The 21,893-nt window shown below is 68.7% G+C and carries 21 protein-coding genes; 9 read left to right on the top strand and 12 right to left on the bottom strand.

The window, feature by feature from the left end:
• Window positions 1-2: 2 nt before the first annotated feature.
• The 5 genes from DIS04_RS09555 to DIS04_RS09535 form a co-directional block, all read right to left on the bottom strand.
• Entirely contained in the window at window positions 3-404 is a 402-nt protein-coding gene (locus DIS04_RS09555) for a copper resistance CopC family protein (RefSeq protein WP_111413532.1), read from the bottom strand.
• Between the two features lie 90 nt (window positions 405-494).
• Window positions 495-1,793, bottom strand: coding sequence for a M20/M25/M40 family metallo-hydrolase (locus DIS04_RS09550; RefSeq protein ID WP_111413531.1), 1,299 nt, complete (start codon window positions 1,791-1,793; stop codon window positions 495-497).
• A gap of 121 nt (window positions 1,794-1,914) precedes the next feature.
• Window positions 1,915-2,421: a PRC-barrel domain-containing protein gene (locus tag DIS04_RS09545; RefSeq protein WP_162623042.1), complete on the bottom strand. Its 507-nt coding sequence runs from the start codon at window positions 2,419-2,421 to the stop codon at window positions 1,915-1,917.
• A gap of 147 nt (window positions 2,422-2,568) precedes the next feature.
• Window positions 2,569-3,051, bottom strand: a complete 483-nt coding sequence (locus DIS04_RS09540) for a DUF3618 domain-containing protein (protein WP_111413529.1) — start codon at window positions 3,049-3,051, stop codon at window positions 2,569-2,571.
• Between the two features lie 103 nt (window positions 3,052-3,154).
• Window positions 3,155-3,481, bottom strand: a complete 327-nt coding sequence (locus DIS04_RS09535) for a thioredoxin family protein (protein WP_111413528.1) — start codon at window positions 3,479-3,481, stop codon at window positions 3,155-3,157.
• Window positions 3,482-3,619: 138 nt separating this feature from the next.
• On the opposite strand from DIS04_RS09535, the gene DIS04_RS09530 reads away from it, so the two are divergent.
• Window positions 3,620-4,402, top strand: coding sequence for a DUF1499 domain-containing protein (locus DIS04_RS09530; protein ID WP_111413527.1), 783 nt, complete (start codon window positions 3,620-3,622; stop codon window positions 4,400-4,402).
• 120 nt (window positions 4,403-4,522) lie between these two features.
• Window positions 4,523-5,134 carry an exopolysaccharide biosynthesis protein gene (locus DIS04_RS09525; protein WP_111413526.1) on the top strand — a complete coding sequence of 204 codons (612 nt, stop codon included), beginning with the start codon at window positions 4,523-4,525 and terminating at the stop codon, window positions 5,132-5,134.
• 46 nt (window positions 5,135-5,180) lie between these two features.
• On the opposite strand, the gene blaOXA is transcribed toward DIS04_RS09525, so the two are convergent.
• Window positions 5,181-5,978 carry a class D beta-lactamase gene (gene blaOXA / locus DIS04_RS09520; protein ID WP_422667826.1) on the bottom strand — a complete coding sequence of 266 codons (798 nt, stop codon included), beginning with the start codon at window positions 5,976-5,978 and terminating at the stop codon, window positions 5,181-5,183.
• Window positions 5,979-6,152: 174 nt separating this feature from the next.
• On the opposite strand from blaOXA, the gene DIS04_RS09515 reads away from it, so the two are divergent.
• Complete coding sequence (locus tag DIS04_RS09515; protein ID WP_111413524.1) at window positions 6,153-7,046, top strand: LysR family transcriptional regulator; 894 nt, start codon at window positions 6,153-6,155, stop codon at window positions 7,044-7,046.
• On the opposite strand, the gene DIS04_RS09510 is transcribed toward DIS04_RS09515, so the two are convergent.
• Window positions 7,043-7,675 carry an SDR family oxidoreductase gene (locus DIS04_RS09510; RefSeq protein ID WP_111413523.1) on the bottom strand — a complete coding sequence of 211 codons (633 nt, stop codon included), beginning with the start codon at window positions 7,673-7,675 and terminating at the stop codon, window positions 7,043-7,045. The genes DIS04_RS09515 and DIS04_RS09510 overlap by 4 nt on opposite strands.
• A 137-nt stretch (window positions 7,676-7,812) precedes the next feature.
• Between DIS04_RS09510 and arfB the strand changes: the two genes are divergently transcribed.
• Window positions 7,813-8,226, top strand: a complete 414-nt coding sequence (arfB, locus tag DIS04_RS09505) for an alternative ribosome rescue aminoacyl-tRNA hydrolase ArfB (protein ID WP_111413522.1) — start codon at window positions 7,813-7,815, stop codon at window positions 8,224-8,226.
• A gap of 55 nt (window positions 8,227-8,281) precedes the next feature.
• Window positions 8,282-9,286, top strand: a complete 1,005-nt coding sequence (locus DIS04_RS09500) for an ion transporter (RefSeq protein WP_111413521.1) — start codon at window positions 8,282-8,284, stop codon at window positions 9,284-9,286.
• Here the strand turns inward: DIS04_RS09500 and DIS04_RS09495 are convergent.
• Both DIS04_RS09495 and DIS04_RS09490 read right to left on the bottom strand, forming a co-directional pair.
• The gene (locus tag DIS04_RS09495; RefSeq protein ID WP_111413520.1) at window positions 9,277-10,323 is read right to left on the bottom strand and encodes a proline racemase family protein; all 1,047 of its coding nucleotides are present in this window, start codon (window positions 10,321-10,323) and stop codon (window positions 9,277-9,279) included. The genes DIS04_RS09500 and DIS04_RS09495 overlap by 10 nt on opposite strands.
• A complete protein-coding gene (locus DIS04_RS09490; RefSeq protein ID WP_111413519.1) occupies window positions 10,320-11,471 on the bottom strand; it encodes an alcohol dehydrogenase catalytic domain-containing protein in 1,152 nt (383 codons plus the stop codon). The genes DIS04_RS09495 and DIS04_RS09490 overlap by 4 nt, the downstream gene beginning before the upstream one ends.
• Window positions 11,472-11,881: 410 nt before the next feature.
• Here DIS04_RS09490 and DIS04_RS09485 point away from each other — a divergent pair, with 410 nt between their 5' ends.
• Window positions 11,882-12,832: a diacylglycerol/lipid kinase family protein gene (locus DIS04_RS09485; RefSeq protein WP_111413518.1), complete on the top strand. Its 951-nt coding sequence runs from the start codon at window positions 11,882-11,884 to the stop codon at window positions 12,830-12,832.
• Between the two features lie 96 nt (window positions 12,833-12,928).
• Here the strand turns inward: DIS04_RS09485 and DIS04_RS09480 are convergent, their stop codons facing one another.
• Window positions 12,929-13,351 (bottom strand): CBS domain-containing protein, encoded by a 423-nt coding sequence (locus DIS04_RS09480; RefSeq protein ID WP_111413517.1) that lies wholly within the window; start codon window positions 13,349-13,351, stop codon window positions 12,929-12,931.
• A gap of 224 nt (window positions 13,352-13,575) precedes the next feature.
• On the opposite strand from DIS04_RS09480, the gene DIS04_RS09475 reads away from it, so the two are divergent.
• Window positions 13,576-15,132 (top strand): alpha/beta fold hydrolase, encoded by a 1,557-nt coding sequence (locus DIS04_RS09475; protein WP_111413516.1) that lies wholly within the window; start codon window positions 13,576-13,578, stop codon window positions 15,130-15,132.
• Window positions 15,133-15,142: 10 nt separating this feature from the next.
• Here DIS04_RS09475 and DIS04_RS09470 read toward each other — a convergent pair whose 3' ends face one another.
• Window positions 15,143-16,426 (bottom strand): acyltransferase family protein, encoded by a 1,284-nt coding sequence (locus DIS04_RS09470; RefSeq protein ID WP_111413515.1) that lies wholly within the window; start codon window positions 16,424-16,426, stop codon window positions 15,143-15,145.
• A 154-nt stretch (window positions 16,427-16,580) separates the two neighbouring features.
• Here DIS04_RS09470 and DIS04_RS09465 point away from each other — a divergent pair, with 154 nt between their 5' ends.
• Window positions 16,581-20,213, top strand: coding sequence for a S41 family peptidase (locus DIS04_RS09465; protein WP_111413514.1), 3,633 nt, complete (start codon window positions 16,581-16,583; stop codon window positions 20,211-20,213).
• Between the two features lie 33 nt (window positions 20,214-20,246).
• On the opposite strand, the gene DIS04_RS09460 is transcribed toward DIS04_RS09465, so the two are convergent.
• Window positions 20,247-20,588 carry an antibiotic biosynthesis monooxygenase family protein gene (locus DIS04_RS09460; protein ID WP_111413513.1) on the bottom strand — a complete coding sequence of 114 codons (342 nt, stop codon included), beginning with the start codon at window positions 20,586-20,588 and terminating at the stop codon, window positions 20,247-20,249.
• 135 nt (window positions 20,589-20,723) lie between these two features.
• Between DIS04_RS09460 and DIS04_RS09455 the strand changes: the two genes are divergently transcribed.
• Window positions 20,724-21,884 carry an MFS transporter gene (locus DIS04_RS09455; protein ID WP_111413512.1) on the top strand — a complete coding sequence of 387 codons (1,161 nt, stop codon included), beginning with the start codon at window positions 20,724-20,726 and terminating at the stop codon, window positions 21,882-21,884.
• Window positions 21,885-21,893 lie beyond the last annotated feature (9 nt).

Raw genomic sequence — 21,893 nt, 5'->3', positions numbered from 1 at the left:
GCCTACTCCCGAACCGTGAAGCGGTATCCACCCGACATGCTGTGGCCATCCTCGGCGAGGCCGCGCCACTCGACCTCATACTCGCCGGGGGGCAGGGGTTGCGCGGGCACGGCGATGTGGGCCTGCGTCGGCTGGCCAAGCGGGGTCTCGCCCAGCGCCACGGCGCCCTGCGGCCCCGTGACCTCGTAGCGGGTGAGACGGATCGGCGCGTCGAACTGGAGCTCGAGCCGCTCCGGCGGCTGCTCCAGCGTCGCGCCGTCCTCGGGGTAAGTATCGCCAACGTGGGCGTGTGCCCACAGCAGCGGGCTCGCCGCCAACAGCCAGACGGCGGCCGCCAGGCCTCCCCACCTGCCGACACGACGGGCCGCTCGCGCCGCCCCTGAAGCTTTCGTCTCGCCCCCCATCGTTCCCTCCTGTCGGGTGTTCTGCTGGTGGAACCCGGCCACCCCCGGTCGGGGCTGGGGGGGTGGCCGGCTGGACGGCATTGCCTTCGCTCAGGAGGGATGCCGCTGCTGTCGGCCCGCTGCCTGACGCCGCTCGTCACCACGTCCCTCGGGCTCGGGGCTGGCCGAGCCCTGGTGGGAGAGGCGTTCGGCCTGGTCGAGCCGCGGATGGTTGTCGAGGAACTCGCGATGCGGGTCAGGCAGGGCATCCAGCGCCTGGAGAGTGTATTTGAGTACGTGGATGGCGGCCAGCACGTCGCGGGTGTTACCGGTCTCGGAGATGGTGTGCATGTTGCGGATGGGAAAGCCGATGGAGGTGGCGGCGCAGTCGATGGCGGCCAGTACCCCGGCCATGCCGTCGGTGCCGGTGTCGGCGCCGACGATGTCACGCTGCAGGGGGATATCGTGTTCGCCGGCGGTGGTCTCGATGAGGCGATTGAGCTGCTCGCTGGCGATCGCGCCCACCGACATGGTGAAGCCCTTGCCCATCTCCAGCGGCTGCATGCGCCGTTCGCCGATGCCGGGGGCGGCCACGTAGTCGTGGTTCACGTCGACCCCGATCACCACGTCGGGCCTGAGCTCGCCGGCCAGCACGCGGCTGCCGAAGCGGCCGATCTCCTCGTAGCTGGCGATGGCGAACAGCACACGCACCTTCTCGGTGCCACCGGCCTCGGCGATCAGCCGGGCCACCTCGGCGGTGACGAAGCAGCCCAGGCCGTTGTCCAGGTAGGCACCGTAGAAAATGTCGGGACTGAAGCCGTGGCGGATGGGGCGATCGAAGATGATCGAGTCGCCGGGGCGCACGCCGAGGTTGAGCACCTGCTGCTTCTTGTTCTCGCCGTGGATCTGCAGGTCGAGATAGATCTGCTCCTTCTTGATGCCCTTGCGCCCTTCGCGCTGCGCCGGGTCGGAAAAGTGAATCGCCCCCAGCGCCTCCACGGTGCCGCCCTGGATGACGCGATAGCACCCCGGCCGCTCCGGATCCTCGCTGAACAGCTTGACCTCATGGCCGATCAGCACGTTGGGCAGGAAGGCGTCGGTGTTGATCCAGATCTTGCCGTCGTCGCCGATGCTGCGCACCTGCATGCGGATCTTGTCGGCGTGCCCGATGATCATCACCTTGAACAGGTCGTCGCGACCCGGGTGGGTATCCCACACCACGCCCGCGTGCCCCTTGTACTGGTGCATGTGCCAGCCCTGGGGCGCGAAGCTCTCGAAATGGGGCTTGAGCACGCCGTAGGTCATGGCGCCCTCCAGCCCCACGGGGCTGGGCGCGTCCAGGATGCGCTGCATCAGGGTGAACTGCGTGTCCGGCATGGGCTCGGCCCATGGCTTGCGCGTCTCGCTCATGTGGCTTCCTTCTCGATCGGGGGATGGTCGTCAGCCCAGTCTGCCAGAAGTCGCGCAGCATGGCCTGGCGGGACGGGTCGCGACCCGGCCCGACGCAGGCGAGGGCACGGCCGGCGGAAGGCTAACGCCCGATCGCTTCGGTCAGCGACATGTCGCCGTCGACTTCGCTGTAGCGATCCTCGTCGTACTCGCTGGAGAGACCGTCGAGCTCCTCCTCGCCGAGGCGTTCCTGCAGCACCAGCCGCTCGCCTTCGGCCTGCATGTCGGCCAGCGGCAGGGCGACATCGGAGTCGCCGAAGAACCACGATCCATCCACCGGGACAAGGGTGTGCAGGTCGCCGACATCGTCGTGACGCAGCACCTTTTCGACCTCGCCCAGGGTTTCACCTTCGGCGTTGACGACAGTCATCCCTTCGAGCTCGCTGACCTGCATCGAGGCGATCGACGAGTCGAGCGAGGCGCCACCCGGATCCCTCTCCTCGAAGCCGGGCTCGGCCGACGTGGCCTGTTCGCCTGGGTCGGTCTGCATTTCCGCTTCTGCCCCGGCCGGGTCGTCCTGGGCCAGGGCACCGCCGACGAGCCCGCTGGCGAGTGTTCCGACGGCAATGACAAGCAAGGTCCTTTTCATGTCGCTTTCCTCCTGGTGGTTCTTCATTCGCGCAGGCCGGCGCCATGCGCGAGCGGCCAGAGGCGCGACGAGACGACACCACGGCGATCCCGCCAGGCCTGAGCCGTCGACACTGGCATGCGTGCACCTGCGACAAGCGGCTCGGGTTCACGCTCGCGGATAGACGTACCCCTGCCACCCCTGGCCGGTGCCCAGGTGGGTGGCCTCGCCGACCACATCGGGGCGATGAGTCGAGACCCGGCCGCGACCCTGCTGGGTGCCGAGGTGAGTGGCGATCATGCGCTGCGGTGCCTCCTGCCGGGCCGGTATCGTCGCGCCGGACGACAATGATCGCAGGCCGGCGCGTGGACGTACGGAGCGAGCGGGGCGCAGCTGGGAGGCCACCAGCCAGCCCAGGCCGACGCCGGTCAGCAGCACGGGCAGCGGATGGGCGCGAATCGAATGTCCGAGCCCCTCGAGGAAACTCCGCCCGCCGCCGCTGCGCCCGGGCAGGTGTGTCGAGACACGCCGCTGGAGCTCGGCCGGCGAAAGGCGACTCTCGAGCTCCCGCAGGGTGTCGTTGAGGTGGGCACGGGTCTGACGAATGTCTGCCTCGAGCTCGTCTACCCGACGTTGCCGATAACGGCTCATGCTTGTGCCTCCTTGGCATCACCGCTGTTAGTGATTTCCCTAGGCTTCAAGCTGGCCCCGGCAGCAGGCTTCGTCAAGTCGAGGGCAACCGCGGCCTCTGGCTTCAGGCGGCCACGCGCTCCAGGGTCTGTTCGATGGCTTCGCTGCTGGCCGGACGTACCAGCCGTGCCACCTCCTCGCCGTCCCGGAGAAATACCAGCGTCGGCCATAGCTTGACGCGAAAGGCTCGCCCCAGCCGCCGGCCAGGGCCGTCCTCGACCTTGAGATGATGCACGTCGTGCCGGCGTGCCAGGGCCTGCTCGAGCCCGGGCTGGGCGATCTGGCAGTAGCCGCACCAGGGGGTGCCGAACTCGAGCACGGTGACCCCCGCAAGCGAGCACACCGCTTCGAGGCTGGGCGCCGGCGCCATGTATTCGACCTGCATGGTCATGCTGTTCTCCTCGATGAGCCTCGAGAGCACGATAGCAGCCATCGCCCCCGGTGAGATGTTGCGAAATGCATCCCATGCGGCAGGCCGGTGCCAGCGCGGATATGCTAGGGGTATCGTTTCGTTGCTCGCGAGGGCTACATGTCCGCACTCTACCGCCAACACCGCAAGCGCGGGGGGCGATGGCCGGCGCGCATCGCCGGCCTCAGCGTCCTCTTGCTGCTGCTGGCCGCCCTGGGGCTGGCCGGCGCCGGGCCAGCCTACCGCCTGGAACTGGTGCCGCTGGGTACCGCCTTCAACCTGTTGCGCTTGGGCGGCCTGCTGGGCCTGGGCGCCATCGCGGTCGCCCTGCTGGCGATGCTGGTGGCCCTGCTGTGTCGCCGCAGGGGAGTCGTCTGGATGGCGCTGCTGACGATCGCGGCGAGCGCCGCCCTGCTGGCGCCACCCTGGATGCACTGGCAGCGGGCCCAATCGGCACCGCCCATCCACGACATCACCACCGACCTGGAGGATCCGCCGGCGTTCGTCGCCCTGGCGCCGGAACGCGAGGCCGCTCCCAACGCCGTGGAGTATCCTGGCGAATCGTTCGCGCGGCTCCAGCGCGAGGCCTATCCCGACATCCAGCCACGCCACTTCCCCCTGCCTCGAGACACGGTACGCGCTGCTGCCGAAGCCGCCGTGCTGGACATGGGCTGGGAAATCGCCGACATCGAGTTCGGCGCCGCGGACACCATCGAGGCCACTGCCACCACCACCTGGTTCGGTTTCAAGGATGACGTGGTGGTCCGCCTGACCCAGGAATCCGACGGCATGCGGGTCGACGTGCGCTCGGCCTCGCGCCTGGGACGCGGTGACGCAGGTGCCAACGCACAGAGGATTCGCGACTACTTCGAGGCGCTGGAACAGCGCACCGGCACCGGTTGAGGCACTCGTACTTCCCGAACGCCCGGCCCAGCCTGCTACGCTTCTACAGGCATCGGCCTGGGTCGGGCACAGTGCCTGGCGTCCGATCCAGCTGACCAGTGGATGAGCAAGGAGGCGTACATGAGCCAGACCACAGCGGGTGATGATGAACCCCGGAACCTCGAGCAGATGCTCGATCGCTTCGCTCGGGCCGAGCGAGACGAACGCACCGGCAAGGTCACCCTCGGCGACGTGCTGAACGAAGTCGGCCGCCGCTCCTTCGCCCCGCTGCTGCTGGTACCCGGCATCATCACCCTGCTGCCAGTCGTCGGGGATATTCCCGGCGTACCCACCCTGATGGCGCTGCTGGTGCTGCTGGTGGCGGTGCAGCTGCTGTTCCGGGCGCAGCATTTCTGGATTCCGCGCTTCCTGCTGCAGCGCTCCATTTCCAAGGAGAAGCTCGACAAGGCGATACGCTGGAGCCGCCGCCCCGCCCGCTTCGTGGACAACCTGATCAAGCCGCGGCTGACGTTCCTGACGCAGGGCGCAGGCATCGTGGCCGTGGCCCTGGCCTGCATCGCCATTGCCCTGGCCATGCCCCCCATGGAGGTGGTGCCCTTTACCGCCAACGGAGCCGGCCTGGCGCTGACGATGTTCGGCCTGTCGCTGATGTCGCATGACGGCCTGCTGGCGGCCCTGGCGTTCACCCTGACCCTGGCCACGCTATTCTTCGTCTATTCCGGCTTCGCCTAGTGCAGCCCGGCGGCCGGCCGGCAGCGCCCGGCCGTCGGGCCTGCCCTCACGCCTCCGGCGGCAGCGCCTCGATGGTACGCAGTGCTTCGTCGACGATGCCCTGGCGCTTGGCCAGGTCGGCCATGCGGTTGGGCGTTTCCATGTTGAGGGCGAAGAACACCGGGCCGGTGGGATGCTCCACCCAGCCCACCCACCAGCCGAGCCTGCCGCTCCAGCCGGTCTTGCCGCGCAGGATCCAGTCGGGCTCGGCGCCGACGATCATCAGGTCCTTGACCAGCCGCTGGTCCGCTTCGTCGAACGGCAGCTCATTGCGGTAGAGCCGCTCGAGGAACTCGATCTGCTCTTCGGCGGAGATCTCGAGCATGTCCTCCTCGAGCCAGAAGTGCTCCAGCCGATCGCCGATGTCGGCGTTGCCGTAGTCGATCGCCTCCAGGTACTCGCGCTCCCGTGCCTCGCCCAGCTCCCGGGCGAAGTGCTGGTAGAGCCATACCACCGAGAGGCGCATGCCCGAGCGCAGGTCCTGATCGGCGTTCCACTGCGGGAAGTCGCGCTCGACCCCGTCCCAGGGAAAGACCTCGAACTCGTCCTCGACGACGTCGGCATCCAGCACGAAGAGGGTGTGGGGAATCTTGAAGGTGGAGGCGGGCACGAAGCGCTGCCTGGCGCGCTCCGCGTCGTGCACCAGCGTCGTGCTCGTGGCGTCGCGCCTGTCGACGACCAGCAGCGTGCCGCTGGCCTCGTGGGCGCGGAAGATCTCGCCCCAGTCGTCGCGCTCCTGCCAGGCCTCGCTCTCGGCCGCCGCCCCGAAGGGCAGCAGCACCAGCGCCAGGGCACCGGTTGCCAGCGTCCTGCTCATTCTTGGCTTGTGCATCAGGTTTTTGAGGGTCATGGTGTCATCCGCTTGTCGGGTCTGGGTCATCAGGGGGTGTATCGACGCGTCGGACCGCAGGGTAGCGCTGGCCTGGCGAGGGCCACAAACCATGATATCTTGCATGAGCCATAAACTGAGCTTGGGCTTATGACGCGACCCTACCTGCCCCTGAATGCGCTGCGCGCGTTCGAGGCCTCGGCCCGCCACCTGAGTTTCACGCGGGCCGCCGACGAACTGAACGTGACCCAGGCGGCGGTGAGCCACCAGGTCAAGCTACTGGAGGAGCGCCTGGGCCTGGCGCTGTTCAAGCGCCTGCCGCGTGGACTGTTGATCACCGCCGAGGGCGAGGCACTGCTGCCGGTGATGCGCGACGCCTTCGACCGCATGGCGAGCATGCTCGAGCGGCTCGAGGGCGGCAAGGTTCGCGACGTGCTCAACGTGGGCGCGGTGGGCACCTTCGCCGTGGGCTGGCTGCTGCCGCGGCTGGCGCGCTTCCAGGCCAGCCATCCCCTGATCGAGGTGCGCCTGTCGACGCACAACAACCGGGTCGACATGGCCATCGAGGGGCTCGATTACGCCATTCGCTTCGGCGATGGCGCCTGGCACGGGCTCGAGGCACGGCGGCTCTTCGACGCGCCGCTGTCGGCGCTGTGCACGCCGCGGCTCGCCACCAGCCTGGCGGCACCGGCGGACCTGACCCGGCAGGTCCTGCTGCGTTCCTACCGCGAGAACGAATGGGCCCACTGGTTCGCCGCGGCCGGCGTGTCTCGCCCCCCGGCGCGCACCCTCGGCGTCACCTTCGACTCCTCGCTGGCGATGATGGAGGCCGCGGTGCAGGGCGCGGGCGTGGCCCTCGCCCCGCCGCGGATGTTCGCCCGCCAGCTGAGCGGCGGCGAGATCGTGCAGCCCTTCGCCATCCGTGCCGCGCTGGGCAGCTACTGGCTCACCCGGCCCAAGACGCGCCCGCCGAGCCAGCCGATGCAGGCCTTCGAGGCGTGGCTGCTCGACGAGATCCACCACGCCTACGGCGACGCGGCCTAGCTCAGCGCTTCGGCGATGGGCCGCTCGCCGTCGAGCAGGACGTATTCGCGATCGAGCAGGTCGCGCGCCTGGGCCAGGTGCAGCAGGGCGTGGGCGACGTTGGCCCGCGAGACGCTGTTCACGCCATCGCTCTCCGCCAGCGACGTGGCGACCCGCTGGGTGGCGGGCTCGTCGACGAGCCTCCCCGGCTTGAGGATCAGATGGGGCACCGCCGAAGCGCGCAGGTGGGCATCCGCGGCATGCTTGGCGGCCATGTAGGGGCGCAGTTTCTCGGGCGCCTCGAGCGGCTTCTCGGCACGCATGGCGCTGACCATCAGGAGGCGTGACAGGCCGCGCTCACCGGCCAGGTCCGTGACGCGGATGGCGCCGTGAAGATCGATCAGCAGGGTCTTGTCGGGGCCGGTATGCGGCCCCGACCCGGCCGTGAAGATGGCCTGGTCGCAGCCGTCGAAGGCGTGGTCGAGCTCGCCCTCCAGGTCGGCGATCACGGTCTCGATGCCGCGCTCCTCGAACCAGGGCCGCTGCCCCTCGTCACGGATCATCGCCCGGATGGGCAGGTCGACGGCCTGCGCCAGTTCGCAGAACTGCCGGCCGATCTTGCCGTTGGCTCCGATTACCAGTGTGGTCATTCGCTCCTCTCCCGCCAGCGTCGTCGTGGGTTTCCGGCAGCCTAGCCGATGCCGGCACGAGGCTCCAGGCGGGCCGGACGCCCCCTGTGTTAGCCTGGGGTAACCGCCAGCCCCCCACCCGCGCACACGAGGCCGATATGCTGCGACTCTCCAACAGCGTGGAGCTGCCCGACCACGAGATCGAGATCAGCCAGATCCGTGCCCAGGGAGCCGGCGGCCAGAACGTCAACAAGGTGGCCTCCGCGGTGCATCTGCGCTTCGACATCCCGGGGTCGAGCCTGCCACCCTTCTACAAGGAGCGGCTGATGGCGTTGTCCGACCGCCGCATCACCAGGGAGGGCGTGGTGGTGATCAAGGCGCAGAGCTACCGCACCTTCGAGCAGAACCGCGAGGACGCCCTGGAGCGACTCAAGGCGCTGATCCAGGAAGCGGTGAAGCTGCACAAGGCGCGCAAGCCCACCAAGCCGACCCGAGCCGCCAAGCAGAAGCGTATGGATCGCAAGACCCGAAAGGGCCAGACCAAGGCGCTGCGCGGCAAGCCCAAGCTGTAAGAGAGCGCAGGCTGCTAGGCTTGATGCAACGTTTACCCATCGCCAAGGAGCCTGCATGTCGTCGAACACAGCCTCGCCTGCGCTGAGCCCCGGCCTGGAGCGCCTGCATCTGGTGTGGGACCTGCTGATCGTGGTGCTGGTGGTGGCCAACCTGGCGCTGCTGCTGTTCGACAGCCTGTTCCTGCTGCCACCGCTGAACGATGCCTTCGCCACCGTCGCACCGGGCCTGCACGAGGCCTACGATCGCCACGTGCATGCCAACTTCATCGAGATCGACCTGGTGTTCGTCGCGATCTTCGTGTTCGACGTGCTGCTGGGCTGGGCCGTGGCCATCGCCGAGCGCCGCTATCACCGCTGGTTCTTCTACCCCTTCGTGCACTGGTACGACGTGCTGGGCTGCATCCCGCTGAGCGGCTTTCGCCTGCTGCGCATCCTGCGCGCCTTGTCGCTGATCGTCCGCCTGCAGCGGCTGGGCCTGATCGACGTGCGACGCTGGCAGATCGCCGCGTTCTTCGCCAAGTACTACGACATTCTCATGGAGGAACTCTCCGATCGCGTGGCGCTGCGCCTGCTCGGCAACGTACAGGAGCAGATCCGCGCCAGCGACTCGCTGTCGACACGGCTCATCGATCGGGTGGTAATGCCGCGCAAGCAGCAGCTGATCCGCGAGATCACCGAGCGCCTGGAGGAGATGACCGGCAACGCCTATACGCGCAACCGCGACGACACGATGCGCTACGTCAGCGCGCTGGTGGGGCGCAGCGTGGCCGAAAGCCAGGAGATGCGGCGTCTGCGACGGCTGCCCATGGGCGAGCTCATGTCCCGCGGGCTGGAGGCGAGCCTCGCCGACCTGGCCTGCCGGCTGGTCCACGAGGCGATGCAGGGGCTGCGCTCAGCGGAGTTCAAGGCGCTGCTGGAGCGCCTCACCGAGAGCGGCTTCGATACCTGGGTGCAGGCCGACAAGCACACCGATCGGGTCACCGAACAGGTGCTTGTCGACATGCTCGAGCTGATGAAGGAGCAGATCGCCGTGAAGCAGTGGCGACACCGCTACGACTGATGCCGGCTGCTGAGGATGTGGTGCACCCCACCGCAGTCGACCATCGGGTCGTCGCAGTTGACCACGATCTCCGAACGGGCGAGCACGTAGCTCTTGCCGGTGATGGTGTTCTCCACCACCTGGTGCCCACCGCCGGCCTCGCGCACCTCGACCACCTCGCCGATGAAGCCGGTCTCGCGCAGCGAGATGGTCTCGAGCTTGTCGCCCGGCTTGATCGCGCCCTCGTAGTGCATCAGCGCCAGCCGTGCCGAGGTCCCGGTGCCGGTGGTGCTGCGGCAGATAACGCCGGGATGGACGTAGGTCGCCGAGCGCGAGCGATAGAAGTCGTCGGCGATCTGTTCCACCGGTCCCATGAAGTGCAGGAACGGCAGCGGCCCCACGTCGCCCAGGGTGTAGTGGGAGAAGCCGCTGCGGGCCTGTATCGCCTCGACGATGCGGTGGGCGCATTCGGCCAGCGCGCGCTCCTCCTCCCGCTTCAGCGAAAAGCCGAGCGCCTCGGCATCGACCAGCGCATAGAAGCCGCCGCTGTAGGCGATGCTGTAGGTCACGTCGCCCACCTCGGGCACGTGGATGGTGGCCCGGTGGGTGTCGATGTAGCTGGGCAGGCCGCCGCAGGTGATCGCCTCGACCACGCCGTTCTCGACCCGTGCCTCGATCTGCACTAGCCCGGCGGGGGATTCCAGCGTGAAGCGCTGGATGCCCTCGCGCTTGGGGATCAGCCCGGTCTCGAGCAGTGCCGTGGCGGTGCAGATGGTATTGGAGCCGGAGTAGACCGGGTAGCCCATCACCTCCATGATGATGTAGCCCATCTGCGCCCGCGGGTCGGCGGCGGGCACGATCAGGTCCACCGACATCTCGGGGATGCCGTAGGGTTCGTTCAGCAGCAGCTTGCGCAGGCCGTCGGCGTCGTTTTCCAGGTACTCCATCTGCTCGCGCACGGTGGTGCCGGGCAGCGGGTCGATGCCGCCGATCACGATACGGCTGACGTCGCCGCCGGCATGGGTGTCGAGCAGTTGCAGGGTGAGTTCGTGACTCATGCCTTGTCCTCGGAAAGGTTGTCCTCGAGCGCAAAGGGGGCGCCGTGCTCGGCCCACTGGGCGTCGGGCACGATGACGATCTTGCCCAGGTAGTTGCTGCCACGGTTGACGAAGTAGCGCTCCGCCTCGTGCAGCTCGGAGAGCTTGAAGGCCGCGTGCAGCACGGGCTTGAGCTGACCGCCGCGAATCCACTCGACAAGCTGCTCGGCCTCCTCGCGGGTGCCGTGGGAGACGCCGAAGATCTGCACCTGGTAGAGGTAGATGCGCGTCCACATGATCTCGCTGACGTTGCCGCCGCTGGCCCCGGCGATGGAGAGCCGCGGGTAGGTGCTGCGCGCCTTCATGTCGCCGATCATGGTGTCGATGAACAGATCGGTCATCTGACCGCCAACCAGGTCCATCACCGCGTCGATGGGTGCACCGCCGGTGGCGTCCAGCACGCGCTCGACGAAGGTGGACAGCTCGCCGCGGTCGATCACCGCCTCGGCACCCAGCGCCAGCAGCGCCTCGGCCTTGTCGGGCTGGCTCACCGCGTAGGGAATCGCGCCGACGATGCGGCACATCTGGATCAGCGCCGCGCCCACGCCGCCGCTGGCGCCGCTGACCAGCACTCGCTCCCCGGCCGCGACCCTGGCCGAGGTCATCATGTGGTAGCCGGTCTGGTAGGAGCACATGCCCATCGCCGCCAGCTCGGCGTCGGCGAGCTCGGGATTGGGCACGTGGTGGAACTGGTCCGACGGCACGGCGATGTACTCGGCGTAGCCGCCATCGGCACCGTGCCCGTAGTAGTCGGGGGTCAGGTTGATGTCGCGCCGCTCATCGGCATAGAGATTGAAGTCGAGCAGCCCGCGCTCGCCGATGCGCGAGGCATCGACGCCCTCGCCCACCGCCACCACGCGCCCGGCCACGTCGGCGCCCTGGATGCGCGGGAAGGTCAGGGTCGGCTCGCCGCCCATGGCGAACGACGTGACCTCGCCCTTGTCCTTGGTCGGATAGAGCCCCTCGCGGGCCTTGCGGTCGGTATTGTTCTTGGCCGTGGCGGTGACCTGCACCAGCACCTCCCCCGGCCCCGGTCGGGGCGTGGGCACGTCGTCACGATACACCAGCTTGTCGATGTCGCCGTGGCCGGTGAGAACCATGGCGCTCATGGTGGACGGTACGGTCGGGGCGGTTTCTGTCGTCACGGTGGTCTCCTGGCTGTGCCTTGATGGCGGTCGCTCTTCACCCCGGTACCGGCAACGCCCTGGCGCTCTTCGCTTCGGCATTGCCAGGCAACGACATGCCGAAAAGCCAGCGCGCAGTTCGCACCGACCGGGGCGTCGTGGGGCAACGGGGAAACGAAGGAGGTGGGCAGCCTGTCCGGCGTGTCGATATGGGGCAGATTGAAGCATGCCCTGCCGGGGGCTGCATACCGTTGAGCCAGGACATTTTTTTCTGTTTTCGCAGGCCTCGAGTGGGTGTTCTTTCGGCGCCCCGTCATCACCCAGGCTAAGGCACGGGGAAGGCCGGTTCGCTACTCTTATCAGGCAAAGAGGACGTCGCGGTGAAGGAGACACCAATGAACTACTGGCTGATCGTCAACGAGGCCGCCGGCGATGGCAGCCGGGGCGAACATTACTGGCGAGAGCATCTCGAGGCCGCCGGCATCGAGGAGCTGCAAGTTCGCCTGCTTGGCGATACCGAATGGGAGCGGGACGTGGCGCCGGGAGACCGGGTCCTGGCGGCCGGCGGCGACGGCTCGGTGAACCGGGTCGCCTCGGTCTGCGTGGAGCGCGGCGCCGTTCTCGGCGTGCTGCCCTCGGGAACGGCCAACGACTTCGCCCGCAACCTGCAGTTGCCGGAGGATCCCGAGGCGCTATGTCGCCTGGTGCACGCGGGCCGGACCAGGCAGGTCGACGCGGCCTGGATCAACGGCAATCTGTTTCTCAACGTCGCGCATATCGGGCTCGGCACCCTGCCCGCCCGGGACGCCTCCCAGCAACGCAAGCGACGCCTGGGACGCTTCAGCTATCTGCTCACCCTGGCCCAGCGTATCGGCCTGCAGAGCGGTATCCATGGCCGTATCGAGTGCGACGACCGGACCGTCGAGGGGCACTGGCTGACCATCGCCATCGCCTCGGGGGCCTACTTCGGTGGCGGCCACGACATCGCCGAGGCGCGAATCGACGACGGCCTGCTAGATGTGGTGGCGATACGCCACCGCTCCTGGCTGCGGGTGCTGATCGCCTTCGCCACGACCCGTGTGCTGCGGCATGCGCCACGACACGACGACACCATGGTGCACCTGCAGGGCGCCCAGTGCCATGTGCGGCTGCGTACCGCCCACACGCTGACCGCGGACGGCGAGAACCTGGGCCGCATGGCCAACATCACGGCCTACACGCGGCGTGGCGTACTCGAGGTGCTGAGCGAACGGCTCGACTCGAGCCAACCCGCCACGTCGACGGCGATGCAGGACACGCCCAGCGAGGCACCGCCGGTGGCGCGACAGAGCCCCGGGGCACCCTGACGCGCCGAAGGATCGGACCACGGCACACCGCGTAAAGAATGGGCATCGCCTCGGCGATGCCCGGTGTCGGAGCGCAGCCGTACTGACGCCGCTCGTTCAGTGGTAGTGCTTGCTGCAGTTGGCGATCTCGCGCGCCATCTCGTCGTCCTCGCAGCGATCGGCGATGTCGCTGAGCGTCACCACGCCGACGAGACTCTTGTCGCTCTGGTTGTTGAGCACTACCAGGCGCTGCACCTTCTGTTGGCGCATGTTGCGCAGCACCTCCTTCACGTCCTGGTCCTCGAAGGCGTAGAGCACCTCGGTGGTGGCCACGCTGCTGGCCTTGTCGTCTGGATTCCGGCCTTCGGCGAGGGCGCGAACCGTGAGGTCGCGGTCGGTCACGGTGCCCATGATCCGGTCACCTTGGACCAGCGGCTCGAAGCCGGAATCGTCCTGGCGCATGCGCTCGGCCACCTGGCGGATGGTGGCATCGGCGGGGCAGTAGTCGGGGCGCTTGGTCATCACTTCGCGTACTTGCATGGTTCCCCTCCTTCTTGACGTGTCGTGCGGAACAGCCGCACAGCTTCCTGCTCTTGCGTATCCAAAAAATAGCCACGCTGGCCACGGGCATCAAAACGAACTTTGTCTGGAATTATTGCCGTCGGTTAAGGGCGGTTTCCCGCCATTTGACGCCCCTTCGGTGGCTGCTAGCTTGACTAGCGAAGCCAGCCACGACGAACAATCACAAGGATGGGGGGCACGGCATGAACGCAACGGATTCTCACGCCTGGCGGCTGGGCACCCTGCCGCTGGTGCTGCTGCTGGCCTGGGCAGGCCAGGCCCTCGCCAGCGATGACGACCTGCCGCGGCTGGAGCGCACCGATTGCCCGACCGAGGCGCTCCGCGAGCTGGGCGCCAGCTGCCATACCTTCCATGCCCCGGAGAACTGGAACGCACCCGACGGCAACGCCATCGCCCTGCCGGTGGCGGTGATCGAGCCGGAGGAAGGCGAGGCCGACGAGGACAGCCTGCCGGTGTTCTTCTTCCCCGGCGGCCCCGGCTACTCATCGCTGGGCGAGCGCGAGTACATGGAACAGCTGCTCGAGGACATCGGCAATCGCACCCTGGTGACCATGGACAACCGCGGCTTCATCCATGCCGAACCGGCCCTGGAGTGCCCCGAGTACGCTGCGGTCTCGCCCTACCACAACATCATCCACACCCCGGCCATCACCGCCTCGCTGGACCCCGCGAAGCGCATGGAGACGATTACCGGGGTGGTCAGCGACTGCTATCGCAAGCTGGTCGACGAGGGCATCGACGTCAGCCAGTACAACGCCCACGCGGTGTCCCGCGACGTGGACGAGATCCGTCGTCTGCTCGGCTACGAACGGATCGACGCCTTCGGCTCCTCGACCGGCAGCGGCACGGTGGTCTCGTACATCCAGTACTACCCGGACAGCATCCGTGCCGCGGTGCTGGGCTGGGCCTGGTACAACCATCTGCGCAACCGCCCGCCGGTCGACGAGCTCTACACGGCCAAGCAATCCTTCACCGATGCCCTGGCGCTCTGCGTCGCCGAGGATGACGCCTGCCGCGAGCTGGTGCCCAACTGGCTGCAGGCCATCGACCGCGCGCGCCGCACCCTGGACGAACGCCCCTTCACCGCCCAGGTGGAGGAAGCCGACGGCAGCGAGAAGACGCTCTACTTCGATGGCGCTGCCTTTCTCGACACCCTCTACCTGACCCTGGCCGACGACTACGCCGAGCTGCCGAGCCTGGTCGCCGACATCGAGGCAGGGGACTACAGTCGCCTGCCCGACTTCTTCCGCATCGACGACTACGCCCCCGAACCCGAGGCACCCAACTACGCGCTCGGCTACTTTCTCGCCCACGTCTGCAACGACATGGGCAGCAATCGCCCGAGCGTGGCCGACTCCACCGCCGCCGTGGCCCGCGAGCCCGCCGTGCTCGGCTTCGAGCCGCCGTGGCTGTGCGCCTGGTGGGGCGAGGATGGCGACGTACCCGCCGAGCACAACGACCCGCCGGTGAGCGACACCCCGGCGCTGGCGCTGCACGGCGAGATGGACCCCTGCTGCACGCCACGCTGGAGCGAGCATCTCGGCCGTACCCTGCCCAACCTGCAGTACGTCGTGTATCAAGCGCTCGGGCACAGTCCCGTCAACGAGTGCCGCTCGACCATGGTCCAGGAATTCCTCGACGACCCGCACAGCCCCGTCGACGACAGCTGCCGCGACGAGGTCGAGCGCGAGCCCTGGGTGATCGAGCCCCCCGCCGGCGAGGGCTCCGGCGGCACGTGAATCGCTCGCGTCACGCCTGACGCGGTGCACGCAGCAGCCAGGAGGCGATGGCCACCAGCGGCAGCCCGACGAATGCCCCTGGCCAGGCTCCGAGCAACAGGCTGGCCCCGAGGCCGCCGAACAGCGCCACGCCCCCCACGAGGATGCGCCGCTTCCCCTGCGCGGCGACGACATCCGGACGCCGGCGTCGTTCGAAGGCCACCACCGCGAGCATCACCGGCACGACCATCAGGGTGCACAGCCCGATCCACTCGAGGCGGCCGAGCCAGAAGCCCGCCTCGCCCGGCACACCGGCGTCTATCGGCCAGTCGAGCCGCTGCCCCAGCCAGGCCGCCGGCAGCTCGGCGAGCTTGTGCCACAGGTAGAGCTGGAGGCCGAACGCGCCGAACAGCGCCATCCATCGCCCCAGGTGGCGGCGCTCGAGGAAGGTACGCACCGGCTTTTCGAACAACATGACCGCCCCGACCTGCAGCCAGACCACACCGAACAGGGCCAGGGTGGGCGGCAGCAGGTTCGTCTCGCCCCCGAGGTTGCCATTGACCATCGAAGGCGGGTAACCCACGACGATGGCCAGCCCGAGCCAGGCCGCGCCGAGCAGCACCATGCCGGCGCCTTTGGCACGTCCGCTAAAGCGCTTCTCCCACCAGGCGATTCCGAGCAGCTGGGGCACGATCCAGAACACCAGGGCATTGACCCAGGCGAAGACATCGTGGCGGTCGATCACCCGCGCGCCGAAGCGGGCGAACTCGTTCGCCGAACCGGGGCTGGCCCGCATCAGGTCGACCGTGGCGGCGAGCATGACCAGGGCGACGACACTCTTCATGCCCCAGCGTCGCTCGGCCCAGAGGCAGGCAGGTAGCAGCAGCTGCACGCCCAGCAGCACCGCCAGAAACCAGAGATGGACGGTCAGGGAGGCATTGAGCTGGTCGAGGATGCCTTCCCGGGTGACGAAGGAGAGCCCCGCCACCGCCACCAGCACGGCGAGATAGGTCACGGTCGGTCGGGCCAGCCCCAGGCCGCGCCCCGCCCACCAGTGAGCATGGGATTCTCCGGCCCGGTCGCGTTCACGCCCCCCCGCCGCACTGACTGCCGCGGAGACGAAGACGAACAGCGGCACGACCTGGACGATCCAGGTGAAGTAGCCCGCCGGCGTCCAGGCGTCGAGGAGATGGCCGGTCGCTACCAGCCGCCCTGCCTCGAACCGGGGCAGCGTGGCCACCCAGTGCCCCAGTACCACGACGACCAAGGCGACGGCTCGCAGCGCATCGGGATAGGGATCGCGCGCGCTGGCCATCTTCCCTCCTTGCCCTGGGCTGCAGGGCGAAACGCCCGGCCTCCGCCAGCAGCCTAGACGAGGCCGTCTCGAGCGGCCAGACGCACACGGTCCGGTCGATGCGCGTCGGGTTTATTGCTACGTTGGGAGGTCATGGCAACACTAAAGGAAAAGCATGAGGAAGGTTCTCACCCGTCGCGCCCTCACTCTCGCCACGCCCCACGCCCGCAGGTTTGCGCTTCTGGCACTCGTCGCCGGCCTGGCATCCGGCGCCCCGGGCCTCGTGCTGGCTCAGTCCGGCCAGGTCGGCTTGCCCCGTTTCCCCTCGATCAGCCCCGATGGCTCGGAGCTCATCTTCAGCTGGCGCGGCGACCTGTGGCGGGCCTCGAGCGACGGCGGTGAGGCGGTGCGCCTGACGCGCCACGATCTCGACGACCTGCACTCCAGCTGGAGCCCCGACGGCGAGTGGATCGTGTTCGCCTCGATGCGCGACGGCTACCTCAACCTGTGGCGCATGCACCGCGACGGCAGCCAGCTGACGCAGCTCACCCACGGCGACCAGCACCTGCGCAACCCCGCCTTCGGCCGCGACGCGGACGGCGAGCCGATGATCACCTTCTCGGGCATGCTCGAGGCCGACGTCTATCGCGACCAGCGCCCCTACCTGCTCTCGCCGCAGGGCGGCGAGTACACGCGGCTGCACGATGCCTTCGGCTCCGAGCCGCAGCTCTCGCCCGACGGCGAGCGCGTCGTGTTCACCCGCGGCGGCGCCTATCACGACTGGAACCGGCGCCACTACCGCGGGCCGGACGCGATGAACGTGTGGCTGCACGAGCTCGGCAGCGACCGCTTCGAACCGCTGACCGAGCGCGACGGCGACGACGGCATGGCCCGCTGGGTCGACGAGGACACCCTGCTGTTCATGTCCGACCGCGAGGACCACACGGTCAACCTCTACCGCATGGAGCTCGACGCCGAGCGCACCATCGAGCGGCTGACCCGGTTCGAGCGACATGACCTGCAGCATTTCGACGTCTCCCGGGATGGCAGCACCGCCGTGCTGCAGATCTGGGACACCCTGATGACCCTCGACCTGGAGGCGCCGGACGCCGAGCCCGAGCCCATCGCCCTGCGCGCCCCCGACGATGGCCGCGACACCCATTCGCTGCGGCGCATCGACCGCGACGTCAGCGAGGCGGCCCTGAGCCCCGACGGTCAGACCATGGCCTACATCGCCTATGGCCGCGTCTACGTGCGTCACGTCGACGAGCAGAGCCCCACACGGCTGGTCACGCCGGGCACCCACGCCCGGCACCACAGCCTGGCCTGGTCGCCGGACGGGCTGCACCTCTACTTCGTCAACGACGCCGACGGCAGCGAGTCGATCTACCAGGCGGAGGTGACGCTGACACGGGACGAGGTGCGTCGCAGCCATGAGCGGCAGCGTAAGCGCAATCGTGTCTCCGCCCACCAGTGGGATGGCGACCCCAACGTCTCGCTGGCGGCGGCGAGCCCCGACGCCGACCCCGATATCCCCGAGGATCCCGAGGCGGAGTACGATCCCGACCTGGAGGTGCGCGGCGAGGAGCCCGAAGACCCCTTCGCACCGCAGGATCCCGGCTTCATCCTCGATCCGGTGTTCATACCTCAGCCCGGCGACCCCGACGACGTGCCGCCGGACACCCAGGAGCCACAGGCGGAGGTCGAGAGTATCCCCGAGGAGGAGCTGGACGAGGAAGAACCCGACGACCTGCCCCCCGGCCGCGACCCGGCGCGCTGGCACGATGCCATTCAGTTCGACATCACTGCCGTGGTCGCCGAGGACGCCAACGATCGCGACGTCTCGCCCTCCCCCGACGGTCGCTCGCTGGCCTTCCGCCGCGGACGCGGCGACCTGGTGATCCTCGACCTCGAGAGCGGCGAGGAGCGTACCCTGGTCGAGGGCTGGGACAGCTTCATGCACTGGCGCTGGTCTCCCGACAGCCGCTACATCGCCTTCTCGCGCAACGACCTCAACTTCAGCGCCAACATCTTCGTGGTGCCGGCGGACGGCTCGGAGGAGGCGGTCAATATCACCCGTCACCCACGCAACGACCTCAATCCGCGCTGGTCGACGGACGGCCGCAAGCTGACCTTCATCTCCAACCGCTCCGGCGAGAACTACGATCTCTACCGGGTCTACCTGGACCGTGAGCTCGAGTCCTACACCCCGCGCGAGCTGAGCACCTACTACCGCAACGCCCGCGAGGAGGCGCGGGGCCACTCGCCGCTGGCGGTGGACGAGCGCCGCGATGACGAGCCGGCGGCACAGGACGATGCGGAGCTGGACCTGGAGGGCGCCTGGCGACGCATCGAACGCATCACCGCGACCCCGGCCCACCAGACCGCCAACGAGATGACCCCGGGCGGCGACCGCTACGTCTTCAACGACGGCAACGACGGTCTCGTGGCCATGGACTGGGACGGCGGCAACCGCACCCGCATCGGTCCCCGCGCCAACGTGCAGCAGCTCAACATCACCGGCGAGCAGGTGGTCTTCATCGCCAACGGCCGCGTCGGCGTGGCCAGCCTCTCCGGCAACGGCTCCCCGCGCTATCTCGACATCTCCGACCGGCTGCGCATCGACCTGCGCCAGCAGGCGCTGCAGAAGTTCCACGAGGCGGCCCGGGTCATCGGCGAGAATTTCTACCGCACCGACCTCAAGGGGCTCGACTGGCCCGCCGTGGTGGCGGAGTACGCCTCGCTGATCCGCCGCGCGCGCACCTCCAGCGAATTCAGCGACATCGCCAACCGCCTGATGGGCGAGCTGGCGGCCTCGCACATGGGGGTGTCCAACCCCGGGCCGGTGTCGGCGCTGCGCGAGCCCTCGGGCCGGCTGGGCATCGAATACGAGGGGATCGTCTCGCGGCAGGACGGCCGCCTCGGCTACCGCGTCACCGAGGTGCTCGCCGAGGGCCCGGCGAGCCGCGGCCCCATGCCCCTGGCCCCGGGCGACATCATCACCGAGATCGGCCTGCGCCCCTTCGACGAGCACGAGACCCTGCTGCAGCGGCTGCGCGGCCAGGTGGACCAGGAGGTGATCGTCACCTTCGACCGACCGAGCGACGACGGCTATACCGAATACCGCACCATGCTGCGCACGGTAGGGCTATCGGAGCTGGCGCGGCTGAAGTACGACGCCTTCCGCGAGGAGAGCCGGCGCCGGGTCGACGAGCTCTCCGACGGACGGCTCGGCTACCTGCATATCCAGGCCATGAACCAGACCTCGCTGGAGGGCTTCCAGGGCGACCTCTACGCCGCGGCGGAAGGCAAGGACGGCCTGATCATCGACGTGCGCAACAACGGTGGCGGCAACACCACGGATCGCATCCTGACCTCGATCATGGCCGGCGAGCATGCCTACACGATTCCCGCGGGCGCCGACCGCGACGCCACCGGCCACTACCCCCAGGACCGCCTGGACGCGCCGCGCTACACGCTGCCGATCAACATGCTGGCCAACGAGAAGAGCTACTCCAATGCCGAGATCCTGGCTCACGCCTTCCGCACCCTGGGACGCGGCAATCTCGTCGGCCAGCAGACCTACGGCGGGGTGATCTCCACCTTCAGCCATAGCTTGATCGACGGCGCCACCGTTCGCCGCCCCTTCCGCGGCTGGTACCTGCCCGATGGCACCGACATGGAGCACAACGGCGCCATGCCGGACCTGCCGGTCGAACAGACCCCCCAGGACGAGGTGGAGGGCCGCGATCCTCAGCTCGAGCGAGCGGTGACCGACCTGCTCGACCGCATCGACGGTGAGGAGTGAGGCCCACCCCGGCGTCTGGGCCGCCGGGGCGGCTCAGTCGTCGACCTCGCGGCGATCGCCGAGCCCGTAGTCGCGCTCGACCCTGGCGATGCGTACCTGGAAGGCGGCATACCAGTCGTTGCGACCGAGGCGCTGCGCTTCGCGGTGCTCCACGTGCTGCTTCCACTGCCGGATCGCCTCCAGGCTCTCCCAGTAGGAGACCGTCACGCCCAGCTCCTCGCGCGCCGACTCCAGGCCGAGAAAGCCCGGCTGCTGGGCCGCCAGCTCGGCCATGCGCTCGGCCATCAGGCCGTAGCCGTTGTCGCCCGCGGTGCGCAGCGAGGTGAAGATGACGGCGTAATAGGGGGGCTCGGGAGTATTCGCGATGCGGGACATAGGGCCTCACGGGTTTGCGTTCACGGGGGCCTGGCGACGCCGCCTCGCAGCGGGTATTTCCCCAGGCGCCATTCTCGGAGAGTATAGGCGCGCGTGCCTGCCGCACGCTTCTTTCCACCGCCTGCGGGAGACGGCATGCCGACGCTGACGCTCGATCATGGAAGACGAGTCACCCTGACCTATTTCGTCGCCTTCATCGCCATCGGCATGTGCGTCGGCCTGCTCGGGCCGACGCTGCCCTACCTCGCCGACATGACGGGATCGGGCATGGGCCAGATCGCCATCCTGTTCACCGCCCGCGCCCTGGGCACCATGCTGGGCTCGGTGCTCAGCGGGGTGCTGATCGATCGCTTCGACGGGCACCGGGTGCTGGCGGCGATGCTGCTGCTGCTCGCGGCCGGTCTCGCCACGGTACCGTTCAGCCAGGCCCTGGCCCTGCTGACCGCGCTGATGTTCCTGCTCGGCCTGGCCGAGGTCTCGGTCAATGCCGGTGCCAACACCCTGCTGCTGTGGACCCACGGCCCGGCCTCGCCCCCATGGATCAGCGCGCTGCACTTCTGCTTCGGTCTCGGCAACATGCTGGTGCCGCTGGTGCTGGTGGCGGTGCTGCGCCTGGAGCTCTCGTTCGCCTGGGCGTTCTGGCTCGTCGCCCTGTGCGTCGCGGCCCTGCTGTTGCCGCTGCTGCGCCAGGCGAGCCCGCGCCCGCCCGACATCAGGGTCGGCAACCGCGCCGCGCCGCCGCCCCGGGACGGCTGGCGGCTGGCGATCTTCCTGCTGATGTTCGGCCTCTACGTGGGCATGGAGGTCACCTTCGCCGGCTGGATCACCGCCTATGGCGTGCTCAGCGGCCTGGCGCCGGCGGAGGCCGCCCTGCTGGTCACGCTGTTCTGGCTGACGCTGTCGGCCGGGCGCCTGCTGGCCATTCCGCTGGTGCGCCTGCTGTCGCCCTGGAAGGTGCTGCGCGGCTGCCTCGCCCTGGGCCTGGCCAGCGCGCTGGCGCTGCACGGCCAGTGGCTGCCGTTGTCGCTCGTCGCCCTGCTCTTCGGGCTCGCGGCCTCGGCCATCTTTCCCACCCTGTTCGGCCTGAGCAACCAGCTGATGCCCGTCAGCGGACGCACCACCGGCTGGATCTTCCTGGCCAGCGGGCTAGGCGGCATGGCGCTGCCCTCGCTGACCGGCCCGCTGCTGGAGCACGCCGGCACGTCGGCCTTTCCGCTGCTGCTTGCCGCCCTGGTCGCGGCCCTGTTCCTGGGCCTCGTCCTGCTGCGCGCCCGGGTGCGGCTGGCGGGCCGTTGAGGCCGGCGC

This window comes from Billgrantia lactosivorans (genome assembly GCF_003254665.1).
Classification (GTDB): domain Bacteria; phylum Pseudomonadota; class Gammaproteobacteria; order Pseudomonadales; family Halomonadaceae; genus Halomonas; species Halomonas lactosivorans.
Note: the sequence above shows the minus strand (reverse complement) of the source record. Positions and strands in the feature narration are given on the sequence as shown.

What these genes read in the sequence shown, in the direction of transcription:
- DIS04_RS09555 (WP_111413532.1), bottom strand. Translation starts at nt 404, where the DNA reads ATGGGGGGCGAGACGAAAGCTTCAGGGGCGGCGCGAGCGGCCCGTCGT.
- DIS04_RS09550 (WP_111413531.1), bottom strand. Translation starts at nt 1,793, where the DNA reads ATGAGCGAGACGCGCAAGCCATGGGCCGAGCCCATGCCGGACACGCAG.
- DIS04_RS09545 (WP_162623042.1), bottom strand. Translation starts at nt 2,421, where the DNA reads ATGAAAAGGACCTTGCTTGTCATTGCCGTCGGAACACTCGCCAGCGGG.
- DIS04_RS09540 (WP_111413529.1), bottom strand. Translation starts at nt 3,051, where the DNA reads ATGAGCCGTTATCGGCAACGTCGGGTAGACGAGCTCGAGGCAGACATT.
- DIS04_RS09535 (WP_111413528.1), bottom strand. Translation starts at nt 3,481, where the DNA reads ATGACCATGCAGGTCGAATACATGGCGCCGGCGCCCAGCCTCGAAGCG.
- DIS04_RS09530 (WP_111413527.1), top strand. Translation starts at nt 3,620, where the DNA reads ATGTCCGCACTCTACCGCCAACACCGCAAGCGCGGGGGGCGATGGCCG.
- DIS04_RS09525 (WP_111413526.1), top strand. Translation starts at nt 4,523, where the DNA reads ATGAGCCAGACCACAGCGGGTGATGATGAACCCCGGAACCTCGAGCAG.
- DIS04_RS09515 (WP_111413524.1), top strand. Translation starts at nt 6,153, where the DNA reads ATGACGCGACCCTACCTGCCCCTGAATGCGCTGCGCGCGTTCGAGGCC.
- DIS04_RS09510 (WP_111413523.1), bottom strand. Translation starts at nt 7,675, where the DNA reads ATGACCACACTGGTAATCGGAGCCAACGGCAAGATCGGCCGGCAGTTC.
- arfB (WP_111413522.1), top strand. Translation starts at nt 7,813, where the DNA reads ATGCTGCGACTCTCCAACAGCGTGGAGCTGCCCGACCACGAGATCGAG.
- DIS04_RS09500 (WP_111413521.1), top strand. Translation starts at nt 8,282, where the DNA reads ATGTCGTCGAACACAGCCTCGCCTGCGCTGAGCCCCGGCCTGGAGCGC.
- DIS04_RS09495 (WP_111413520.1), bottom strand. Translation starts at nt 10,323, where the DNA reads ATGAGTCACGAACTCACCCTGCAACTGCTCGACACCCATGCCGGCGGC.
- DIS04_RS09490 (WP_111413519.1), bottom strand. Translation starts at nt 11,471, where the DNA reads ATGAGCGCCATGGTTCTCACCGGCCACGGCGACATCGACAAGCTGGTG.
- DIS04_RS09485 (WP_111413518.1), top strand. Translation starts at nt 11,882, where the DNA reads ATGAACTACTGGCTGATCGTCAACGAGGCCGCCGGCGATGGCAGCCGG.
- DIS04_RS09480 (WP_111413517.1), bottom strand. Translation starts at nt 13,351, where the DNA reads ATGCAAGTACGCGAAGTGATGACCAAGCGCCCCGACTACTGCCCCGCC.
- DIS04_RS09475 (WP_111413516.1), top strand. Translation starts at nt 13,576, where the DNA reads ATGAACGCAACGGATTCTCACGCCTGGCGGCTGGGCACCCTGCCGCTG.
- DIS04_RS09470 (WP_111413515.1), bottom strand. Translation starts at nt 16,426, where the DNA reads ATGGCCAGCGCGCGCGATCCCTATCCCGATGCGCTGCGAGCCGTCGCC.
- DIS04_RS09465 (WP_111413514.1), top strand. Translation starts at nt 16,581, where the DNA reads ATGAGGAAGGTTCTCACCCGTCGCGCCCTCACTCTCGCCACGCCCCAC.
- DIS04_RS09460 (WP_111413513.1), bottom strand. Translation starts at nt 20,588, where the DNA reads ATGTCCCGCATCGCGAATACTCCCGAGCCCCCCTATTACGCCGTCATC.
- DIS04_RS09455 (WP_111413512.1), top strand. Translation starts at nt 20,724, where the DNA reads ATGCCGACGCTGACGCTCGATCATGGAAGACGAGTCACCCTGACCTAT.